The sequence below is a fragment of the Micromonospora sp. NPDC049282 genome (assembly GCF_043197045.1).
In the GTDB taxonomy this organism is placed as follows: domain Bacteria; phylum Actinomycetota; class Actinomycetes; order Mycobacteriales; family Micromonosporaceae; genus Micromonospora.
Genome location: NZ_JBICSL010000016.1, coordinates 80,231 through 95,580, shown reverse-complemented (window position 1 = coordinate 95,580; position 15,350 = coordinate 80,231). Strand labels below are relative to the sequence as shown.

General features: G+C 76.0%; 13 protein-coding genes. 6 read left to right on the top strand and 7 right to left on the bottom strand.

Going from position 1 to position 15,350, the window contains the following annotated elements:
* Nucleotides 1-32: 32 nt before the first annotated feature.
* A complete protein-coding gene (locus ACGFI2_RS23920) occupies nucleotides 33-2,873 on the bottom strand; it encodes a hypothetical protein (protein WP_393520833.1) in 2,841 nt (946 codons plus the stop codon).
* Between the two features lie 148 nt (nucleotides 2,874-3,021).
* On the opposite strand from ACGFI2_RS23920, the gene ACGFI2_RS23915 reads away from it, so the two are divergent.
* Together ACGFI2_RS23915 and ACGFI2_RS23910 are read left to right on the top strand one after the other, a co-directional pair.
* Complete coding sequence (locus ACGFI2_RS23915) at nucleotides 3,022-3,660, top strand: TetR/AcrR family transcriptional regulator (protein WP_393520831.1); 639 nt, start codon at nucleotides 3,022-3,024, stop codon at nucleotides 3,658-3,660.
* Nucleotides 3,661-3,725: 65 nt separating this feature from the next.
* A complete protein-coding gene (locus ACGFI2_RS23910) occupies nucleotides 3,726-3,953 on the top strand; it encodes a DUF3107 domain-containing protein (protein WP_030502928.1) in 228 nt (75 codons plus the stop codon).
* A 46-nt stretch (nucleotides 3,954-3,999) separates the two neighbouring features.
* Here ACGFI2_RS23910 and ACGFI2_RS23905 read toward each other — a convergent pair whose 3' ends face one another.
* On the bottom strand, nucleotides 4,000-4,224 hold the full coding sequence (locus tag ACGFI2_RS23905) for a ferritin-like fold-containing protein (RefSeq protein WP_393520829.1): 225 nt from the start codon (nucleotides 4,222-4,224) through the stop codon (nucleotides 4,000-4,002).
* A gap of 295 nt (nucleotides 4,225-4,519) precedes the next feature.
* Between ACGFI2_RS23905 and ACGFI2_RS23900 the strand changes: the two genes are divergently transcribed.
* The 3 genes from ACGFI2_RS23900 to ACGFI2_RS23890 all read left to right on the top strand — a co-directional run bounded on the left by ACGFI2_RS23900 (nucleotide 4,520) and on the right by ACGFI2_RS23890 (nucleotide 8,257).
* Nucleotides 4,520-6,247, top strand: a complete 1,728-nt coding sequence (locus ACGFI2_RS23900; RefSeq protein ID WP_393520827.1) for a DEAD/DEAH box helicase — start codon at nucleotides 4,520-4,522, stop codon at nucleotides 6,245-6,247.
* A 98-nt stretch (nucleotides 6,248-6,345) separates the two neighbouring features.
* On the top strand, nucleotides 6,346-7,506 hold the full coding sequence (locus tag ACGFI2_RS23895; protein ID WP_393520825.1) for a class I SAM-dependent methyltransferase: 1,161 nt from the start codon (nucleotides 6,346-6,348) through the stop codon (nucleotides 7,504-7,506).
* 331 nt (nucleotides 7,507-7,837) lie between these two features.
* Nucleotides 7,838-8,257: a helix-turn-helix domain-containing protein gene (locus ACGFI2_RS23890; protein WP_181570472.1), complete on the top strand. Its 420-nt coding sequence runs from the start codon at nucleotides 7,838-7,840 to the stop codon at nucleotides 8,255-8,257.
* A gap of 30 nt (nucleotides 8,258-8,287) precedes the next feature.
* Here the strand turns inward: ACGFI2_RS23890 and ACGFI2_RS23885 are convergent, their stop codons facing one another.
* The 4 genes from ACGFI2_RS23885 to ACGFI2_RS23870 all read right to left on the bottom strand — a co-directional run bounded on the left by ACGFI2_RS23885 (nucleotide 8,288) and on the right by ACGFI2_RS23870 (nucleotide 13,552).
* Nucleotides 8,288-9,274, bottom strand: a complete 987-nt coding sequence (locus tag ACGFI2_RS23885) for a hypothetical protein (RefSeq protein WP_393520823.1) — start codon at nucleotides 9,272-9,274, stop codon at nucleotides 8,288-8,290.
* The gene (locus ACGFI2_RS23880; RefSeq protein ID WP_393520821.1) at nucleotides 9,267-9,497 is read right to left on the bottom strand and encodes a heavy-metal-associated domain-containing protein; all 231 of its coding nucleotides are present in this window, start codon (nucleotides 9,495-9,497) and stop codon (nucleotides 9,267-9,269) included. Before ACGFI2_RS23880 ends, ACGFI2_RS23885 begins: the two co-directional genes overlap by 8 nt.
* Before the next feature lie 145 nt (nucleotides 9,498-9,642).
* The gene (locus ACGFI2_RS23875; protein ID WP_393520819.1) at nucleotides 9,643-11,763 is read right to left on the bottom strand and encodes a RecQ family ATP-dependent DNA helicase; all 2,121 of its coding nucleotides are present in this window, start codon (nucleotides 11,761-11,763) and stop codon (nucleotides 9,643-9,645) included.
* Nucleotides 11,699-13,552 carry a BTAD domain-containing putative transcriptional regulator gene (locus tag ACGFI2_RS23870; RefSeq protein ID WP_393520817.1) on the bottom strand — a complete coding sequence of 618 codons (1,854 nt, stop codon included), beginning with the start codon at nucleotides 13,550-13,552 and terminating at the stop codon, nucleotides 11,699-11,701. The genes ACGFI2_RS23875 and ACGFI2_RS23870 overlap by 65 nt, the downstream gene beginning before the upstream one ends.
* 142 nt (nucleotides 13,553-13,694) lie before the next feature.
* Between ACGFI2_RS23870 and ACGFI2_RS23865 the strand changes: the two genes are divergently transcribed.
* Nucleotides 13,695-14,519, top strand: coding sequence for a hypothetical protein (locus tag ACGFI2_RS23865; RefSeq protein WP_393520815.1), 825 nt, complete (start codon nucleotides 13,695-13,697; stop codon nucleotides 14,517-14,519).
* A gap of 58 nt (nucleotides 14,520-14,577) precedes the next feature.
* Here ACGFI2_RS23865 and ACGFI2_RS23860 read toward each other — a convergent pair whose 3' ends face one another.
* Nucleotides 14,578-15,330, bottom strand: a complete 753-nt coding sequence (locus ACGFI2_RS23860; RefSeq protein ID WP_393520813.1) for an SDR family NAD(P)-dependent oxidoreductase — start codon at nucleotides 15,328-15,330, stop codon at nucleotides 14,578-14,580.
* Nucleotides 15,331-15,350: the final 20 nt, after the last annotated feature.

Genomic DNA, 15,350 nt, shown 5'->3' with positions numbered 1-15,350 from the left:
CTTCCCCGCGCCGGCCCCGGCCGCACCACCCCTCAGGCGAGCAGCGCCTCCAGGCGGCGGTTCACCGCGGCCAGGGTGGCCCGCACCACGGCCTGCCGCTGATCGCCGGCCACCAGCGCCGAACCGGCCAGCTGCTCCACCCACCCGTCGCAGACCAGCAGCACCACCACGGTCGCCACCTCGCAGTTGCCGAACGGCACCACCGCGGCGTGCTCGACGAAGCAGCGGCCCCGCTCACCCGGCGGGACGTCCCCGCCGAGCAACTCGTCCACCGCGGCGGCCGCGGCCACCGCGCAGAGCCGCAGCACGTACCCGTCGACGGCCGGCCCGGTCGCGTGCCCGTCGGCCGCCCGGTCCCCGGCGACCAGGCGGACCTCGGTGGTGGCATCCAGCCCGAAGGTGCTCACCAGAACGTGGTCGATCACCACCCGGGGCCCCGGCGCGCCGCCCGGGTCGAGCGGTCGCGACGGCGCGGTCTCCGTCGTGGTCATCTGCCCACCGGAGTACGACGTGCCGAGCGTCACCGGGCTGCCGGTGGACATCCCGGTCGGCGCGGCAGCCAGCGACGTGTCGTCCACGGTGGCCCGACCCCGGTGGGTGGACTGCCGGCGCCGGCGCGGCGGCTCGCCACCCGGCTCGGCGCCCTCGACCGGCGCGTCGGTCGGCCGGCCGGTGCGCGACTCCACCCCGCCGAACCGGCCCTCGCCGGAACGGTTCTCGGCCGGCCGGTTCGCCGGCCGCGCCACACCGGCCCGCGCGGGCGGGTCCTCCCCGGGCGGAACCGCGCCGCGCGCCGGGGCGTCCGGCTCGTCGCCGGCGCGCGACTCGGGCGTACCGGATCGGGGTTCGGCCGGCGGCAGCTCGGCGATGCGGTCGGCGCGCGCCGCGGCGGACCGGCGGCGGACCGGCGGCGGCGGCACGGCCGGCGCGCCGGGCAGGTTCTGCGGGGCGGCGGCCAGGCCCATCCGGTCCTGGAGCAGGCGGGCCACCAGCCGGCTGACGTCGGCCGGGTCGGCGCCGTCGGCCAGGTCCAGCCGGAGGCTGTGCGCGCCGGCCGGGGTGCGGCGCAGCGCGGCGTCCCGAACGCCGGCCACCTCGCGGACGGCGTCCAGGATGGCGTTGACGTCGAAGCCCTCCGGCCGTTCGCGCAGCGGCGCGGGCTCGTCGTCCCGGCGCAGGTGGGTGGCGATGCGGGCGAGTTCGGGAGTCTCGGCGGACGGTTCCACGGCCGGCGGCTCGGGCACGACCGGCACGTCCGGCTCGGCGGGGACGCGCTGCGGCAGCACCGCCGGGGCCGGCTCCGCCGGCGGGGACTCGGCGGCCGGTTCGGCGGCGGCCGGCGCCGGCTCGGGGGCGGACCGGCGGGCCGCGTAGGGCGGGGCGCTGGTCGGCCGGGGCGAACGGTAGGGGTCGAACGGCGCCGCCGCGGCCGGCGCGGGCACGGCGGAGACCGGCGGGACGCCGGCCGGTTCGGCGGGCGGCTGCTCCGGCACGCGGTGCGGCCCGTCGGCCGGCTCACCGGCGGCCCGGCCGGCCGGCGCGGGAGCGTACGCGGTCGACGGCGGCCCGGCCGGCGCCTCGCGCGGGACCGACGGGGCGCCGGTCGGCTCGGGACGCGCGCCGAACGGGGTCACCGGCACCGGCGGGCCGGCCCAGGAGGGCCGCTGGCCGGCCGGTTCGTACCCCGGACGCGGCTCGGTGTCCTCGCGGGGCAGCCGGAACGGCCGGGTCGGCTCGGGGTGCGGCGGCTCCTGCCCGGCAGCCGGCTCCGCCCGCTGCGGCTCGTACGGCCGGACCGGCTCGGGCCGGGGCGGCTCGTATCCGGTGGGCGGCTCGACGCGGGCCGGCTCGTACGGCCGCACCGGTTCGGGCGCCCACTCGACGGCGCGGTCCTCGCGAGCGGCGCGGCGGCCGGTCGGCTCGTCGTCGCGGGGTCCCCGGTCGGCGGCCTCGTCGTCGCGGGCCGACCGGGGCCCGACCGGCTCGTCGGTGCGGGCCCACGGCGGGGCCCAGCCGTCGCCCCAGCTCGGGCGGTTCCAGGACGGGCCGGACCAGTCCGGGGCCGCACCCGCACCCGCGCCCGGGGCCTCGGGCCCGGCGGTCCGGGGCTCGGCGGCGGCCCGGGGCTCGACGGGGCTCCGCGGCGCCTCGGCCGGGCGGGGGTCGGCCGGGTGGCGCTCCGGCGGCTCCGCCGGGGGCTGCTCGGCCCGGCCGGCAGCGGCGGCCGGCTCACCCGCGCTCCGGTCGGCCCAGCCGCGGGAGAGCGACGGGGTGGCAGGGTCGACGGTGGGCGCGTGGAACCCCGGCGGCACCTCGAAGCCGGAGGCGGCGGCGCCGACCGGCGGCACCTGGAGCGCCGGGGGCGCTGAGGTCGGGCCACTCTCGGCCCAGCGGGGCACCCGCCCGGCGGCGGTGTCGTCCGAGGCGTGTCGGGAGCCGGCGGCGTCGGCCGCGGCGGGCTGCTGCTCGACCGCGGGCGCGGGCCGCGGGGCCGGCACCGCCAGCCGGTCGCCGTCGGTCTCCCGCGGCGGCTCGCCCACGGGCGGGGCACTCACCGGCGCCTGGCGGGTCACGGGCGACTCCTCCTCGGCGTGACGCACGCCGTTGACGTGGCGGCCGTTGGCGCGGGCCGGCGGCTCCTCGGCCGCGTGACCGGGAAGCGGGGCGGGCAGGTCGCCGTGCCGGGGCGAGGAGGCGGCCCAGCCACCGCCCAGGTCGCCGTAGGGCCAGCCGCCGGGCGCCGGGGCGCCTCGGGACCAGCCGCTCGCCGGGGGCGCCCAACCGCCGCCGGTGCGGGCCGGGTCGTCCTGCTGACCCGTCCCGTCGCCGTGCTCTCCCGGGGTGGCGGCTCCGGGTTGCCCTGTTTCACTCACCGCGCGCTCCTTGGTCGCCCCCGCTGAGGCTACCGTGTGGTGACAGTGGCGATAAGTTACAGCGGCGGGCCAATTCCGCGACGGGTTCACGAACCCGGCCCGGTTCGGGCGATACGTGCCGGCTCGACGCAGATACTCGGAGGTTCCCATGACCGCAGTGGGGAACGGTGCCCAGACCGCCGGCCGGCCCACCCGCCTGCCCCGCTCGGCGCGCCGTAAGCAGCTGCTCGCCGCTGCCCAGGAGGTGTTCGTCGCGCACGGCTACCACGCCGCGGCGATGGACGACATCGCCGAGCGGGCCGGCGTCTCCAAGCCGGTTCTCTATCAGCACTTCCCCGGCAAGATGGAGCTCTACCTGGCGCTCTTGGACACGCACTGTGACGCCATCGTGGCGAAGGTGCACGACGCGATGCGCGGCACGCAGGACAACAAGGAGCGGGTCGGCGCGGCGGTGCGGGCCTACTTCGACTTCGTCGACCACGAGAGCGAGGCGTTCCGGCTGGTCTTCGAATCCGACCTGCGCAACGACCCGGCCGTGCGGCAGCGGGTGGAGCGGGTCGAGCAGGGCTGCATCGCGGCGATCACCGACACCATCATCTCCGACACCGGGGTGAGCCGGGCGCACGCGGAGCTGCTCGCCTCGGGGCTGGTCGGCGCGGCGGAGACGGCCGCCCAGTTCTGGCTGGCCGGCGGCCGGCAGGTGCCCAAGCCGGAGGCGGAGGCGCTGGTGGCGGCGCTGTCCTGGCGCGGCATCGCGAGCTTCCCGCTGCAGGGTGAGTCAGCCTGAACATCGCGCCGCCCGATCGGATAGCCTTCCCACGGTGGCTTTTTCGCCCCAGCTGAGGAGGCACAGTGGAGGTCAAGATCGGCGTGCAGTACGCGCCGCGGGAGCTGGTCCTGGAGAGCGCGCAGTCGCCGGCCGAGATCGAGCAGATCGTCACCGACGCCTTCGCCAGGAGCGAGGGCACGCTCTCCCTGACCGACGAGAAGGGCCGGCGGGTCATCGTGCCGGTCGGCAAGGTCGCCTACGTCGAGATCGCGGAGGCCTCACCCCGCGCCGTCGGGTTCACCGTCCGCTGATCCGCGTCGCATCGGTCGCCGTGGCGGGGGCGCCCGCCGCGGCGACTCAGTTGTTCAGGCCGGCGGCCGCCATCCGCGCGGCGTGCGCCCCGGTCAGCCCGCGCAGCAGCGTCGGGGCGTCCACGCCGGCCCGCCGCAGGAAGTCGTCGGTGATCGCGTCGCCCACGTACGCCTTGGTCACCGCCTCGGCCCAGTCCCGCGGCTCGGTCGAGTCGTGGTACCCCCGCAACGCCTCGACGTAGGTCGGCGGCGGCGGGGTCGGGGCGGACACGAGCGCAGGTCACCGCTCCCCGACAGCCCCACCGACCTGTGACGCAGGTCACACGCGCCACCCCTGGATGCGCGGCCGGCACCCGGAATCGGGACGACTCAGGGGCTGTTCAGGTAGGATAAGACAGTTGCCGTGGGCACCGACCAGATCAGCTTCGCTGATCAGCACCGGTCCCCGGCGCGCGTGCGGCCCGGTCCGGCTCGGCGAAACCGCCGCCGATCGCGTGGCCCACGCCAAACCGTTCGCGCCCTGAGGACATGAGGGGCGCACCACGAGAGGGCACCCCCACATCCACATGAGTGAGCAGACCACCGGGCAGCCACTGGCCCCCACAGCTCCGGTCCCGCCGGAGGCACCCACGTTCGCCGCGCTCGGCGCCCGCCAGGAGACCGTCGAGGCGCTCGCCGCCGCGGGCATCACCCGCGCCTTCGCCATCCAGGAATACGCGCTGCCGATCGGCCTGCGCGGCGTCGACCTGATCGGCCAGGCCCCGACCGGCACCGGCAAGACGCTCGGCTTCGGCATCCCGTTGCTCGAGCGCGTCTTCGCCCCGTCCGAGGGGAGCGACGGCGTGCCCCAGGCGCTGGTCGTCGTCCCCACCCGCGAGCTGGGCATCCAGGTCGCCAAGGACCTCGACGCCGCGGGCCGCACCCGGGGTGTCCGGGTGCTGCCGATCTACGGCGGCGTGGCGTACGAGCCGCAGATCGAGGCGCTGCGCAAGGGCGTCGAGATCCTGGTCGGCACCCCCGGCCGCCTGCTCGACCTGCAGAAGCAGAAGCACCTGCGGCTCGACCGGGTTCGCGCGCTCGTCCTCGACGAGGCCGACCGGATGCTCGACCTGGGCTTCCTGGACGACGTCGAGAAGATCCTCGCGATGCTGCCGGAGGACCGGCAGACCATGCTCTTCTCGGCCACCATGCCGGACCCGATCGTCGCGCTGTCCCGGCGCTTCCTGCGCCGGCCGGTGACGATCCACGCCGGGCACACCGCCGAGACGGGTCCGTCGCCGCAGACCCAGCAGCTCGCCTACCGCACCCACTCGATGAACAAGGTCGAGATCGTGGCGCGGATCCTGCAGGCCGAGGGTCGCGGGCTGACGATGATCTTCACTCGCACCAAGCGGGCCGCCGACCGGGTCGCCGAGGATCTCGACTTCCGCGGCTTCGCCGTGGCGGCCGTGCACGGCGACCTGGGCCAGGGCGCCCGGGAGCGGGCCCTGCGGGCGTTCCGCGCCGGCAAGATCGACACGCTCGTCGCCACCGACGTGGCGGCCCGGGGCATCGACGTCACCGGCGTGACCCACGTGATCAATTACGACTGCCCGGAGGACCAGGACACCTACACCCACCGGATCGGCCGCACCGGCCGGGCCGGGGCGACAGGCGTCGCGGTGACGTTCGTCGACTGGGACGACATGCCCCGCTGGCGGATCATCGACAAGACGCTCGGGCTGGACATGCCCGAGCCGCCGGAGACCTACCACACCTCCGCGCACCTCTACACCGACCTGGACATCTCCCGGGACATCAGCGGCACCCTGCCGACCGCCGAGCGCACCCGCGCCGGCCTGTCGGCCGAGGTCGAGGAGGACCTGGGCGGCGGCCGGTCGCGGCGCGGTGACAGCCGTGGCCGAGGCGGAGACAGCCGTGGTCGGGGCGGGGACAGCCGTGGCCGGGGCGGAGACAGCCGCGACCGGGGCGGAGACAGCCGCGACCGGGGCGGAGACAGCCGCCGCAGGCGCGGCCGCGACGACGAGACCGGCGGCGTACCGGCCGCCGGGAGCGAGGCGACCGACGCCGGGGCGGACGAGGGCATCCGTACCCCGCGTCGCCGGCGCCGCCGTCGGGCCGGCGAGACGACGGCCGGCGAGCAGCCGGCCGGCGTGATCACCGCCGAGGGCGGCGCGGAGCCGGCCGCCACGGCCCCCGCCGAGGGCGACACCGCCGCCAAGCCGCGCCGGCGCCGGCGCCGGCGCGGTGGCAGCTCCGGCACCCCGGCCGAGGCCACCAGCACCACCGACTGACCAGACACACACCACGGCCCCCGGACCCACCGGTTCCGGGGGCCGCTCCCTGCCCCCACCCCCGTGCCGGGGCCCGGGGCAGCAGGAAGGGGTACGACATGGCGGAACCGTTGGACGCGGCGCTGCGGGAGGTCCGCGCGCTGCTGCTCGGCCCGGGCCTGATCCGGGCCGTGGCCGCAGGTCGGCGGCGGGGGCGGCGGCCCTCGGTGGTCCGCGCGGAACTGCGCCCGGTCACGCTCAAGGCCGGCTCCCGGCTGCAGATCGCCACCTCGGACGGCGCCCGGCCGCACACCCGCAACGTCGCCCCCGGCACGGAGGCCGGCACGGCCGTCGACGAACTGCTCGCCGAGCCGTTCGGCAACTGGCACGTGGAGACCGGCGACACCACGGTCCAACTCCGGGTGACCAAGTCCGGCGAGGCGCAGGTGCACCGCGCCGCGGCCAGCCGGCCGGCCGGCGAACCGGCCGGACACGACCGGGCCAAGGACTGGCTGCTCGACCCGGGCGACCCGCTGTTCGACGCGATCGGCGGGTCGGCGGCCAAGCGCCGCCAGGTCGACGCGTTCCTCCGGGCGCTGGCGGCCACCCTGCCGGACGACCTCAGCGGTCCGCTCCGCGTGGTGGACCTGGGCTGCGGAAACGCGTACCTGACCTTCGCCGCCCACCGCTACCTGACGCAGCGCGGCCTGGACGTGACGCTGGTCGGCGTGGACGTCCGGGAGGACCAGCGTCGCCGCAACACCGAGCTGGCCGAACGGCTGGGCTGGGCCGACCGGGTCAGCTTCGTGGCCGGCACCATCGCCGAGGCGCCTGTCGAACCGGCCCCGGACCTGGTGTTGGCGCTGCATGCCTGCGACACAGCGACCGACGAAGCGCTGGCCCGAGCGGTGCGCTGGGGCGCCCGCTGGGTGCTCGCCGCCCCGTGCTGCCACCACGACCTGGCCGCGCAGCTGCGGGCCCGCCCCGCGCCGGGGCCGGACGAGCTGCTCACCCGGCAGGGAATCCTGCGCGAGCGGTTCGCGGACGTGCTCACCGACGCGCTGCGAGCCGGGCTGCTCCGGCTGCACGGGTACCGCGCCGAGGTGGTGGAGTTCGTCGACTCCCGGCACACCCCGCGCAACCTGCTCATCCGGGCGCGGCGGACGGCCGGCGCGCCGTCCGACGGCAACCAATCCGAATATCGCGAGCTGGTGGACCGGTGGGGCGTCACGCCCCGGCTGGAGACGCTGCTCGCGGACGCGGACCGGGCACCGCGCTAGCGGCGGCGCTCGCCCCGGTTGCGGTCGCCCCGGTCCAGCGCCGACACCCGCTCGCCCGGGCCCCGGTTGGTGGACCGCTCGGTGTCCTGCGACGGGCTCGGGAACGGCACCACCTTCGCCGGCTGGTCGGAGTTGCCGGCGGCGGCGAACGCGTTTCAGGAACTGCCGGGGAGGTTTCGTCCAGCTTAGTTGACTGTACGCGAGTGTTCACGCTGCGTCGGTCCCACCCACGGGACCTTCCGTCCGATCAGTCAGTTGTTTCCTCGCCTGGGCGTACTAGGCTCGGGGCGCAGAGCCGGGCGCACCGGCGGAAGGGGACGATTCCGGGGGGATGGGTTCCACCGACGTTTCTCCGCAGATGGCCTTCGCGCGCTTCGTGCGACGGGCGATCGACGACGCGCGTGAAGAGCGCGGCTGGACGGTCACCGACCTCGCGACCCACACCGGCGTCGGCCGCTCCACCGTGTTCCGCTGGCTGGCCGGCGACTGGCAGGACTACCCCGAGCTCGCCAAGGTGCGCGGTTTCTGCGCCGCCCTCGACCTGCCGGTGGCCGCCGCGTTCCGGGCGCTGGGCCTGCCCGACGCCGGGTCGGTGCCCCGCCGCCGGGGCGCCGAGGACGGTCCGGTCGAGGCCGACGTACGCGTGATCCTGGACCGGCTGGCCGACCCGAACGTCCCCGCCGAGGAGAAGCACCACATCCGCGACCTGCTCCGCTACCTGGCCCGCCGCCCGGTCCGTCGGGCCGGCTGACCGACGCCCGCGTCCGCCTCCGCCCTCGGGTCAGGCGACCGTCAGGGTGAACGAGGCGGTCCGCACCACGCCGCCGACCTGGAAGTCCAGGAACATCCGGTAGCGACCCGGCCCCGGCGCGGTCAACCAGAACGTCACCGCGTCGCCGTCCCGCACCGGCTCCGGGTGCACGTGCAGGTAGCCGAGATCACCCTCGCGCAGCGCGACCAGATGCCCGTACGCGCCCAGGTAGGGCTCCAGCGGCGCGGCGCTGCCGTCGGCGCCGGTGACCCGGAACCGCAGCGGCGCCGAGCGACCCGCCTCGGGCGTGCCGGTGTACGCGGCGGTGAACCCGTCGACCGTGGCCGCCCTGGCCGGGGCGGGCAGCGGACGGGGCACGTACCCGCCGGGCACCGCCAGGTCCGCGCCGAGCACGGCGGCGACCTGCCGGCCGTCGTCGGCGACCGCGGTGAAGTCCGCGTACATCCGCCAGGCGCCCGGGTCGGACGGCGTCAACGGCACCGACCAGGTCCCGTCGGCGGACATCGTCGGGTGCAGGTGCAGGTAGCCGGTGAGGTCGCGGCGCACCACGATCACGTGCATCGGCTTGTCGTGCACGACGGCGAACCGGGTGACCGCCCGGCGCTTGTCGTCGCGGATCTGGAACCGCAGCTCACCGGCGCGGCCGGCGGTCAGCTCCCGGCCCGACGGGACGAGCGTGTAGCCGGCCGAACTGATCGACAGGCCGGTCGCGCCGTCGCCACCGCCCTGGGTGACCGTGACGCCGTCGTGCGAGTGCGCACCGGTGCCGGGCGCGTGGGAATGGTCTCCACCGGCCGCGGCGGCACCGCCGGCCGGGACCGAGCCCGCCGGGGCCGAGCCCGCCGGGACCGAGCGGACCGGGTTCGCGGGCGGGTTCAGCCGGCCGAGCCCGAAACCGAGCAGCACGGCCAGCACCAGGCCGCCGACGACCAGGGCCAGCCGCAGCGTCTCCCGGTCCACCGCGACCGGACCCGCCGCCGCGTCGGACTCAGGCAACGCCGCCGACCAGCTCGTAACCCGCCTCGTCGACGGCGGCGCGGACCGACTCCACCGGCAGCGGGGCCGCGCTGGTGATCGTGGCCGTCCCGGCGGCCAGGTCGATCCGGACCTCGTCGACGCCCGGCAGCGCGGCCAGTTCCCCGGTCACCGCACGGACGCAGTGTTCGCAGGTCATCCCGGTCACGGTGTACGTCTGGACGACGGGTCGCTGCTCGGTCATGGCCCCACGGTACCGCCGGCCGGGTCGCCCGCCGACGACGCCCGGGCGGACAGTGGCGCCGCTCGCACCCGCCGGCAGCCGGCGCGGGTGTCAGCGGGGGCCGTTCCTCTACCGGAAGCGTTGACAGGGGGCCCCGCCTTGCACCTCAGCCGGCGACGGCGAGCGCCAGCGGCAGCACGTCCGGCGCGCCGGCGCGACGCAGCAGGCGCGCCACCATGCCCATCGTCCAGCCCGAGTCGACCAGGTCGTCGACGAGCAGCACCGGCCCGTCCAGCCCGGGCAGCGCGTCGGTCAGCTCCTCCGGCAGGTGGAAGGCGTCGTGCAGCGCGCGTACCCGCTGGGCGCTGTTGCCGCGCGGTCCGCCGGCGCCGGCCGGGCCGGTCGGGACCACCGCGCCGAGCAACGGCAGCCGGCCGACCGCGGCGATCCGCTCGGCCAGCGAGCCGACCAGCCGCGGCCGGGCCCGGGAGCCGACCGCGACCACGCCGGCCGGGCGACGCGGCCACGGGTCGTCGCCGTGCGCCCACGCCTTGAGCACCTCGACCACGGCCGCGGCCACGTCGTCGGGCACCGGGCCGTCCGGCGCCTCCGGCCCGACCAGGCCCCGCAGCCGCCCGCCCCACCCCAGGTCGGAGAGGCGGCCCACGGCCCGCCCGGGCAGCGCCTGCTCCGCCGGGGCGATCCGGCCCTTCAGGGGTACGCCGACCGCGTCCAACCCGGTCGGCCAGAGCTTCTTCGGCGCGATCTGGACGCCGGGGCGGCCGAGGAAGGTCTGCGCGGCGGTGAGCGCCTCGGCGGAGACCTCGGCGTCGAACAGCGGCCCGGCGCAGTTGTCGCACCGGCCGCAGTCCGCCGCCCCGGTGTCGTCGAGCCCTTCCCGCAGGTAGCGCATCCGGCAGCCGGAGGTGGCCGCGTACTCCCGCATGGCCCGCTGCTCGGCGGCGCGCGCGTCGGCGACGCGCCGCAGGCGGGCCTCGTCGTAGACCCAGGGCTCGCCGGTGGCGAGCCAGCCGCCGCGTACCCGGCGGACCGCGCCGTCCACGTCGAGCACCTTGAGCATCAACTCCAGGCGGGCCCGGCGCAGGTCGACGACCGGTTCGAGGGCCTGGGTGGAGATCGGCCGGGTGGTGTCCAGCGCGGCGAGCACGGCGCGGACCTGCTCCTCGGGCGGGAAGGCGAGCGAGGCGAAGTATCGCCAGATGGCCGCGTCCTCGACGCCCGGCAGGAGCAGCACCTCGGCCTGGTCGACGGCGCGACCGGCGCGACCGACCTGCTGGTAGTAGGCGATCGGCGACGGCGGCGCGCCGAGGTGCACCACGAACCCGAGGTCGGGCTTGTCGAAACCCATGCCGAGCGCGCTGGTGGCCACCAGCGCCTTGATCTTGTTGTCCAGCAGGTCCTGCTCGGCGGCGCGGCGGTCGGCGTCCTCGGCCTGCCCGGTGTAGGCCGCCACCGACCAGCCGCGGGCCCGGAGGAACTCGGTCGTCTCGGTGGCCGCGGCCACGGTGAGCGTGTAGACGATCCCCGAGCCGGGGAGCCGGTCCAGGTGGTCGGCCAGCCAGGCCAGGCGGTGGGCCGGGCTCGACAGCTCCAGTACGCCGAGGCGCAGCGACTCCCGGTCCAGCGTGCCGCGCAGCACCAGGGCGTCGCCCAACTGCTCCGCCACGTCGCGGGTGACCCGGGCGTTGGCGGTGGCCGTGGTGGCGAGCACCGGCGTGCGCTCGGGCAGGTTGGCCAGGAACGTCCGGAGCCGCCGGTAGTCGGGGCGGAAGTCGTGCCCCCAGTCGGAGACGCAGTGCGCCTCGTCCACCACCAGCAGCCCGGTGGTGGCGGCGAGCTTCGGCAGCACGCCGTCGCGGAAGTCCGGGTTGTTCAGCCGCTCCGGGCTGATCAGCAGCACGTCGACCGCCCCGGCGTTGATCTCGGCGGTGATCTCGTCCCACTCGTCGAGGTTGGCCGAGTTGATGGTGCGGGCCCGGATGCCGGCCCGGGCGGCGGACTCGACCTGGTTGCGCATCAACGCCAGCAGCGGCGACACGATCACCGTGGGCCCGTGCTCGCCGCCCTCGCGCAGCAGCGCGGTGGCCACGAAGTAGACGGCCGACTTGCCCCAGCCGGTGCGCTGGACGCAGAGCACCCGCCGCCGGTCGACCACCAGCGCCTCGATGGCCCGCCACTGGTCCTCGCGCAGCCGGGCGTGGTCACCCGCGAGCCGCCGCAGCACCACCTCGGCCCGTTCCCGCACGGCCGTCCGATCCTGACTCATCAGGCATGTCTACCAGGGGCGGCGGGGCGGCCGGCGGCTCGGGCGGCAGGAAGAGCAGCAGATCCCGCAGCCGGTCGTTCACCGCAGGCGGCAGCATGCACCGCGCCACCAGCTCCTCCATCGAGGTGTACGGGCCACGTACCACCCGGTCCAGCACCAGGTGCCGCGCCTGCCCCGGGTTCAGCACGGTCAGGCCGAGGAGCACCTGGTCGGGCACCGCGTTGACGTCGATCAGCCCGCCGTCGTCGTAGGCCCGGGAGAGGTCGGGACGGCCGATCCGCAACTCCCAGCGGGCGCCCGGGTGGTGCAGAAGCAACTGCCGGGCCTCCTCCCGCCGCGACCGGGCGGCCAGCCGATCCACCTCACCGGGTCGGAGGACCCGGCTGAGGGCCCGCCGGACGTGCGGGTTCAGGAGCAGGATGTGCAGCGCGCCGACGACCGCGCCGACGACTATCAGCCCGAAGCCGACAAACGTAGCCGTGCCAGCCTCGTCGTTGTCCACCTCCGGGCTCGTTTCGATCAGGTAGATCAGCGCTCCGACGACTGCCAGGTAGCCCAGGCCGGTCAGGAGCAGGCGAAAGCTGCGCCACCAGATCGCGTGGGCGAGCATCACCAGCCAGGTGAGGAACCCGAACGAGACGAACGCGATGAACATCCCGAACAGCGTGCTGACCAGCGACAACCATGCCGGCATGGCGCGGGAGCGCGGTTGACCGCGGAACCCTTTCGGATGGGAGACGGCGGGCGGCAGCGGCCACGGCACCGGTCCGACCGGCACCACGGCGGTCGGCGCCGGAGCGGCTGCCGGTGCGGGCGTGGGCCAGCTCGGCAACGCCGCCATCCGCGGGGCTGTCGGCCGGGCCGCTGCTGCCGGACCGGCCGGGACGGCATCCGGCGCAACGGTCTGCGGCGGGACCGGGTGCGCCGGGGTGGGCCGCGGCCCGGCGACGGGCGGGGGCGGCAGACCGGGTGCAAGGTCGACGCCGCCGGGTGGCGCCGGGAGGTCCGCGACCGGCGGAAGCAACGTCGGGTCGGAGCGGAGGATGCGCCGGTGCAGGGCCTGGAGTGGCTCGCCCGGCTCGATGCCGTACTCGTCGCGCAACAGGACGGCGAAGTCCCGGTAGGCGGCCAGCGCCTCGGCCTGCCGGCCGCCGCGATGCAGCGCCAGCATGAGTTGGAGCCGCAGCCGCTCCCGGACCGGGAACTCGGCGGTCAGCTCGACCAGCCGGCCGACCGCCTCGTCGTGCCGGCCGGCGGCCAGTTCCAGCTCGGTACGCGTCTCCAGCGCGACCGCCCGCAACTCGACCAGCCGGTGCCGGGCGGCGTCGAACCAGGGCCCGGCGAACCCGGTGAACGGCTCGCCCTGCCACAGCTCCAGCGCGGCGTCCACCTCGGCCAGCGCCTCGGCCGTACGCCCGTCCGCCTGCGCCTGCCGGGCGCGCTGGACACCCCGCTCGAAGCGCGCCGCGTCCACCGCCTCCGGCGCGACCCGCAGCACGTAACCGGCGTCGGTCAGGGTGAGCACCCGGGCCGGCGTACGCGGCGACCGGTCCGGCTCCAGCACCCGGCGCAGCCCGGCCACGTGCTTCTGCACCACGTTGGCGCCGTTCACCGGCGCTTCCTCCGGCCACACCGCCTCGACGATCTGGCCGGTACGGACCGGACGGCCGGCGGCGAGCAGCAGCACGGCGAGCACAGCCCGCTGTTTGGCCGGACCCAGATCAAGTGGACGGTCGGCGTGCCAGGCCCGCTGTGGACCGAGGAGCTCGAAGCGCAGCGCCTCTGACATGCGAGTTTCCGCCCCCGTACCCCCGGCCGTCGCCCGCCGTGGCCGACGGCAGTCGGACGGCAGCATATCGGCAGCGGCACGGCCGTGGCGGCCTGCGATGCTTCCGCGGCAACAACCGACCCGGGAAAGTGAGTCGAAGAAGATGACGCAGCGAAACGGCACCGCCGCGACCGTCCGGCGGATCGTGCTCCGCGCGGCCGCCGTGCTGGCCACCACCGCTCTGGCGGCCGGGTGCGGCACCGGGGACGCCTCCGAGGGCTCCGGTCCCGCGCCGACCCCGCCGGCCGATCCGAAGGCCACCCTGCTGGCCGCCGTGCCGACCGAACAGGACCCGGCCTTCCGGTTCCTCCTGCAGGACGGCACCGACAAGTTCACCGGTGTGCTGGACCCGGCCGGGGAAGCCATGGATTTCGCCATCCAGCAGCAGAACGACGACCCGAAGTTCACCATGGGCCTGACGTTCCGCTTCATCGACCAGGACCTGTGGCTACGGGTGAAGCTGACCGGCCTCGCCGACGTACCCGACTCGCTCAAGCTGCCCAAGCGCTGGATGGCGATGGACCGGGGCAAGCTGAAGGACGAATCGAGCATCCCGGCCTACCAGGGCGCCGACCCGGGCAACACCGCCGCGGTCATCCGCACCGCGGACACGGTGACCGACAAGGGCAACGGCACGTACACCGGCCTGGCCGACCTGACCGACAACGCCGACGTGCAGAGCACGTTCGAGAACGTGGACCTGAAGGCGCTGGGCGAGGCGGGCAAGAAGGTGCCGTTCACCGCCGTCGTCGGCCCGGACGGCAACCTGACCTCGCTGACCCTGGACGTGCCGGCGGCCGGCAAGCAGAAGGCGATGAAGCTGGTCACGAAGTACTACGACTACGGCAAGGCGCCGAAGATCGCCGCGCCCACCGGTGACCAGGTGCAGAAGGCGCCGGCCTTGGCGTACGAGATGTTCAACGGCTGACCCGCGAACTGCGGGACGGGCGGTGGCCACACGGGGGGCCACCGCCCGTCGCGGCGTGTCAGCGGCCGAGGACGGAGCCGCCGTTGACGCCCAGGACCTGACCGGTGACGTAGCCGGCCGACGGGCCGACCAGGTAGCGCACCGCGGCGGCGATGTCGTCCGGCACCCCGGCCCGATTGACCAGAGTGGCCGCCACCCGCTTGGCGTGGCCCTCCGGCGTCATCCGGTCGCCGAAGAACTCGGTCTCGGCGACGTATCCGGGGCTGACCACGTTGACCGTGATCCGGTCCGGGCCGAGCTGCCCGGCCAGGTCGTACGCCCAACCGTGCAGCGCCGCCTTGGCCGCCGAGTAGGGCCCGCCCCCGCCGCGCTGGGCGGCGATGGAGCTGAGCAGCACCACCCGTCCGCCGGGGCGGCGCAGGGCGGGTCGCAGCGCCTCGGTGAGCAGGACCGCGGTGAGCACGTTGGTGTCGAGGTTGGCGCGCCACCACGCGGCCACCTCGTCGAGCGTGCCGGTCGGTCCGCCGAGGTAGCCACCGGCGTTGTTCACCACCGCGTCCACGGCCCGCTCCCCGACGGCGTCGAGCACGGCCGGGAGCTGCCCCGGATCGGTCAGGTCCGCGACCACCGGCACGACCGCGTCCGCCCGTCCACACCGGTCGGAGATCTCCCGAGCGGCCGCGTCGAGCACATCCCCGCGACGCCCGACGACGACGACGTCGAACCCGTCCGCCACGAGCCCTCGCGCGACCGCGGCCCCGATCCCCGTCCCACCCCCACTGACCACACCCAACCGCCGCGCCTCGCCCATCCCGCTCAACCCCTCCCCGG

What these genes read in the sequence shown, in the direction of transcription:
- ACGFI2_RS23870 (WP_393520817.1), bottom strand. Translation starts at nt 13,552, where the DNA reads ATGTCAGAGGCGCTGCGCTTCGAGCTCCTCGGTCCACAGCGGGCCTGG.
- ACGFI2_RS23875 (WP_393520819.1), bottom strand. Translation starts at nt 11,763, where the DNA reads ATGAGTCAGGATCGGACGGCCGTGCGGGAACGGGCCGAGGTGGTGCTG.
- ACGFI2_RS23890 (WP_181570472.1), top strand. Translation starts at nt 7,838, where the DNA reads ATGGGTTCCACCGACGTTTCTCCGCAGATGGCCTTCGCGCGCTTCGTG.
- ACGFI2_RS23860 (WP_393520813.1), bottom strand. Translation starts at nt 15,330, where the DNA reads ATGGGCGAGGCGCGGCGGTTGGGTGTGGTCAGTGGGGGTGGGACGGGG.
- ACGFI2_RS23880 (WP_393520821.1), bottom strand. Translation starts at nt 9,497, where the DNA reads ATGACCGAGCAGCGACCCGTCGTCCAGACGTACACCGTGACCGGGATG.
- ACGFI2_RS23895 (WP_393520825.1), top strand. Translation starts at nt 6,346, where the DNA reads ATGGCGGAACCGTTGGACGCGGCGCTGCGGGAGGTCCGCGCGCTGCTG.
- ACGFI2_RS23900 (WP_393520827.1), top strand. Translation starts at nt 4,520, where the DNA reads ATGAGTGAGCAGACCACCGGGCAGCCACTGGCCCCCACAGCTCCGGTC.
- ACGFI2_RS23915 (WP_393520831.1), top strand. Translation starts at nt 3,022, where the DNA reads ATGACCGCAGTGGGGAACGGTGCCCAGACCGCCGGCCGGCCCACCCGC.
- ACGFI2_RS23865 (WP_393520815.1), top strand. Translation starts at nt 13,695, where the DNA reads ATGACGCAGCGAAACGGCACCGCCGCGACCGTCCGGCGGATCGTGCTC.